Below are 4,589 nucleotides of genomic sequence, written 5' to 3'. Positions count from 1 at the left end.
CACGAGCGGCCCCAGGAAATTGCCGAGCGCGAACGGCAGCAGATACCAGCCGATGTCATCGCCCGGCACGTGATAAAAATCCGTCAGCACCAGCGCGTAGGTAAAAAAAATCGCGTTGTAGAAAAACGCCTGCGCGGTCATCAGCGTCAGGCCGACCAGCGCGCGCCGGCGGTGCACGTTGAACAGCACGTGGAACACTTCACGCAACGGCGTATGGTCACGCGCGCGCAGGCGCAGCCGCGTCAGGCTGTCGTCAGCGAGCGTGTGGCCGTCGTCACGAAAACGCGTTTCGATGCCTTCGACGATTTGACGCGCGTCCCGTTCGTCGCCGTGGGTCAGCAGCCAGCGCGGGCTTTCGGGTACCCAGATCCGCATCGGCAGGATCGCGAGCGCTAGCACCGCACCGATGAAAAAACACCCGCGCCAGCCCCAGTCGGCCGGCAGCAGATGCGGATCGAGCAGCACGAGCGAGCCGGCCGCGCCGAGCCCCGCGCCAACCCAGAACGTACCGTTGATGCCGAGGTCGGTCCAGCCGCGCACGCGCGCCGGCGTGAATTCCTGGATGGTCGAATTGATCGCCGTGTACTCACCGCCGATGCCCGCACCGGTCAGGAAGCGAAACAGCATGAAACTCGCGAGATTCCACGACAGCGCTGTCGCCGCGGTGGCGGCCAGATAGAGTGTGAGCGTGATGAAAAACAGCTTGCGGCGGCCGAGCCTGTCAGTCAGCCAGCCGAAGCCGAGTGCGCCGAGTACTGCGCCGGCAATGTACGCGCTGCCCGCGAGGCCGACGTCGGCATTCGTGAACCGCAGCGCCGGACTCGCTTTTAGCGCGCTCGCGACCGCGCCGGCCAGCGTCACCTCGAGACCATCGAGCAACCAGGTGACGCCGAGCGCGACCACGATCAGCGTGTGGAAGCGGCCCCATGGTAGCCGGTCGAGCCGCGACGGCAGGTCCGTTTCGACGAGCGCGGCCGGTGCGCGGGGGACGGCGTCGGTGGGCGGCGCGCTCATTGCTCGAGGTCTCCTTGATTGCCCGGTCCGGGCGGCGTATTCAGTGGCGCTGAGCAATCTCCGTTCCGCTGTCCGAGTCGGCGCCGATGCGGCAGCGTTGCGGCGTTTCCGCGACGTCAGTTGATGCTGGCTGAGTTTTCGTGTTACAAAGCCGCTCCCCTTCCTGTCCGCGCCAGCCGTGAGCGGCGATTCCTGCCATGAACTATTGCGCGATTGACTTCGGTACTTCCAACTCCGCCGTCGCGATTCCGGATGGCGCACACCTGCGGCTCGCACCCGTCGAAGGCGCCTACACGACGCTGCCCACCGCGGTCTTTTTCAATACCGACGAAAACATCAGCGAATTCGGGCGTGCGGCGCTCGCCGCGTACATCGACGGTTTCGACGGCCGGCTGATGCGCTCGATGAAAAGCATCCTCGGCTCGCCGCTCGCCGAGAGCACGACCGACCTGGGCGACGGCAGCGCGATCAAATACACGGACGTGATCGCGACCTTCCTCGATCATCTGAAACGCTCGGCCGAGGCCGGCGCCGGCGGCGCGATCGACCGCGCGGTGCTCGGCCGGCCGGTGTTTTTCGTCGACGACGACCCGCGCGCCGACCGGTTGGCGCAGCAGCAACTGGAAGCTGCCGCGCGCACCGTGGGTCTGCGCGAGATCCATTTTCAGTATGAACCGATCGCGGCCGCGTTCGACTATGAATCGCATCTGACGCAAGAAGGGCTCGTGCTGGTGGCGGACATCGGCGGCGGCACGTCGGACTTCTCGCTGGTGCGGGTGGGGCCCGACCGGATGAAGCGCGTGGAGCGCAAGGACGACGTGCTCGCGCACCACGGCGTGCACGTCGCGGGTACCGACTTCGACCGCCGCGTCGAACTCGCGACGATCCTGCGCGAACTGGGCTACCAGTCGCTCGATCCTCAGGGGCGCGAAATCCCGAACCGGATCTATTACGATCTCGCGACCTGGCATCTGATCAACACGGTCTATACGCCGAAACGCGTCAGCGAACTGGGCTTGATGCGACACCTTTTTATCGAAACGAAGCACCACGACCGGTTGATGCGCGTGGTCGAGCAACGCCTCGGGCACGCACTCGCGGCGCACGCGGAAGAAGCGAAGATCGGGGTAGCGGCGGGCGGCGAGACGCTGATCGATCTCGACCAAGTCGAACAGGACCTGCGCCTCGCGTTCGACGAAGCGCAACTGGTCCGAGCCGGCGAAGACGAAACGCAGCGCATCGTGCAGGCAGCACGGGACACGGTGCAGGCGGCAGGTGTCGCGCCGCGCGACGTCGAAGCGGTCTACTTCACTGGCGGCTCGACGGGCCTCGCGTTTCTGACGGGCGCGTTAGCGGCGGCATTTCCGGATGCGAAAGCCGTATTCGGCGACCGTCTCGCGAGTGTGGGTACTGGGCTCGGTATTCATGCCCGGCGGGTGTTCAGTTAATGACAAATAAGCGCAGAAGAGTCGGCCGCGCATTGCGAAGTTAATCGGCCGATTCGATTTACGGCAGATAACAAAAAACCCCGCCGAGGCGGGGTTTTTCTGCGTCCCGAAGGAGGCTGGGAAGCTTACGCGGGCTTGATGTTAGCCGCTTGCTTGCCCTTCGGGCCCGTCTTCACTTCGAACGTGACCTTCTGGTTTTCTTGCAGCGTCTTGAAGCCTTCAGCGCGGATTTCCGAGAAATGCGCGAACAGATCTTCGCCGCCGCCGTCAGGAGTGATAAAGCCAAAGCCCTTTGCGTCGTTGAACCACTTGACGGTACCGGTTTCCATATTACTTGTTCCTAAAAATGGTAAATAAGGCCGAAGCCCGGGGTGTGCATGAAAATCAAGGAAGGGGGTAATAGACCAACCGGAGTACCGTTGATGGGCGAACTACGAAAGACCAATTCACTCGCCGCTTGAAATCCTGCCCCAACGTTATACGGCGAAATTGAACAAAGGTCAACTGCCTGTTCGTACCGGAACGAAACTTGGCGGGAAGGCCTGCGACGATTTTCTTACAAAGCTTGCGCTCCGGTGCGCATTTCTGTGCTAGGGAGAACCCCTATCGGCGCTGCACTTTCGCTGCACTGACCCGGTGCAACCGTTAAACTACGCGCCGCGCGTCGGTTGCACCTGTTTAGCATCCCGCAGCGCGCATGCATGCGCGTCACCCGTCTCCGCCGCCACGAGCGCTCACGCGGTGTCGGCATGGTTTCGATTTAGGAGAAGACGTGAAAAGTTCTATACAACGGAACATCGGGCCGTTCGCGCTGATGCTGACCGGTCTGGGTTCGATCATCGGCTCGGGCTGGCTGTTCGGTGCGTGGAAGGCCGCGAAGATTGCCGGTCCGGCCGCTATCTGCGCGTGGATCATCGGGGCGGTCGTGATTCTGGCGATCGCGCTGACGTACGCCGAGCTCGGCGCGATGTTTCCGGAATCGGGCGGGATGGTGCGCTATGCGCGCTACTCACACGGCGCACTGGTCGGTTTTATCAGCGCGTGGGCCAACTGGATCGCGATCGTATCGGTGATTCCAATCGAGGCCGAAGCATCCATTCAATATATGAGCACGTGGCCGTACGACTGGGCGCATCGGCTGTTCGTCGGCGGATCATTGACCACGAACGGGCTGCTGCTGTCCGCCTGCCTCGTGATCATTTACTTCCTGCTCAACTACTGGGGCGTCAAGCTGTTCGCGCGCGCCAACTCGGCGATCACGATCTTCAAGTTCCTGATTCCCGGCGCGACGATCCTCGGGCTGATGCTGACCGGTGTTCACACCGAAAATTTCGGCCAGGCGAGCACGTTTGCCCCGTACGGCTGGTCATCGGTGCTGACCGCGGTCGCGACGAGCGGTATCGTGTTCGCGTTCAACGGTTTCCAGAGCCCCATCAACCTCGCCGGTGAAGCGCGCAACCCGGCCAAAAGCGTGCCGTTCGCGGTGATCGGCTCGATCCTGCTCGCGCTCGTGATCTACGTGCTGCTGCAGATCGCGTACATCGGCGCGGTGAACCCGGCCGACGTCGCGAAAGGCTGGAGCCACCTCAGCTTCGCTTCGCCGTTCGCGGAACTGGCGATCGCGCTGAACCTGAACTGGCTGGCGATCCTGCTGTACGTCGACGCATTCGTGAGCCCGAGCGGAACGGGCACGACCTACATGGCGACCACGACGCGGATGATCTACGCGATGGAGCGCAACAACACGATGCCGAAGATCTTCGGCCAGGTGCATCCGTTCTACGGCGTGCCGCGTCCGGCGATGTGGTTCAACCTGTTCGTCTCGTTCATCTTCCTGTTCTTCTTCCGCGGCTGGAGTTCGCTCGCGGCGGTGATTTCCGTCGCGACGGTGATCTCCTATCTGACCGGCCCGATCAGCCTGATGGCCTTGCGCCGCGCGGCGACGGATCTCGAGCGGCCGCTGCATATCGCCGGTATGAAGGTGATCGCGCCGTTCGCGTTCGTCTGCGCGTCGCTGATCCTGTACTGGGCGAAATGGCCGCTGACTGGCGAGATCATCCTGCTGATGGTCGTCGCGTTGCCGGTGTACTTCTATTTCCAGGCGAAGTCGGGCTTCGAGGGCTGGGG

At 63.0% G+C, this 4,589-nt stretch carries 4 protein-coding genes; 2 read left to right on the top strand and 2 right to left on the bottom strand.

Features of this window, described 5'->3' with window-relative positions; translation table 11 throughout:
* On the bottom strand, positions 1 to 1,014 hold a 1,014-nt coding region (locus VGH68_RS28745; RefSeq protein WP_331607130.1), incomplete at its 3' end, for an MFS transporter.
* A 197-nt stretch (positions 1,015 to 1,211) separates the two neighbouring features.
* Here VGH68_RS28745 and VGH68_RS28740 point away from each other — a divergent pair.
* Positions 1,212 to 2,462 carry an Hsp70 family protein gene (locus VGH68_RS28740; protein ID WP_331607129.1) on the top strand — a complete coding sequence of 417 codons (1,251 nt, stop codon included), beginning with the start codon at positions 1,212 to 1,214 and terminating at the stop codon, positions 2,460 to 2,462.
* A 125-nt stretch (positions 2,463 to 2,587) separates the two neighbouring features.
* Here VGH68_RS28740 and VGH68_RS28735 read toward each other — a convergent pair whose 3' ends face one another.
* Positions 2,588 to 2,791 (bottom strand): cold-shock protein, encoded by a 204-nt coding sequence (locus tag VGH68_RS28735; protein WP_331607128.1) that lies wholly within the window; start codon positions 2,789 to 2,791, stop codon positions 2,588 to 2,590.
* A 443-nt stretch (positions 2,792 to 3,234) separates the two neighbouring features.
* Between VGH68_RS28735 and VGH68_RS28730 the strand changes: the two genes are divergently transcribed.
* Positions 3,235 to 4,589, top strand: a 1,355-nt coding sequence (locus VGH68_RS28730; RefSeq protein ID WP_331607127.1) for an APC family permease, incomplete at its 3' end; no start/stop codon positions are given.

It is taken from the genome of Paraburkholderia sp., assembly GCF_036488505.1.
In the GTDB taxonomy this organism is placed as follows: Bacteria; Pseudomonadota; Gammaproteobacteria; order Burkholderiales; family Burkholderiaceae; genus Paraburkholderia.
This window is presented reverse-complemented; position numbering and strand designations above follow the sequence as displayed.

Coding starts and splice junctions, on each gene's coding strand:
- VGH68_RS28740 (WP_331607129.1), top strand. CDS start 1,212: ATGAACTATTGCGCGATTGACTTCGGTACTTCCAACTCCGCCGTCGCG.
- VGH68_RS28735 (WP_331607128.1), bottom strand. CDS start 2,791: ATGGAAACCGGTACCGTCAAGTGGTTCAACGACGCAAAGGGCTTTGGC.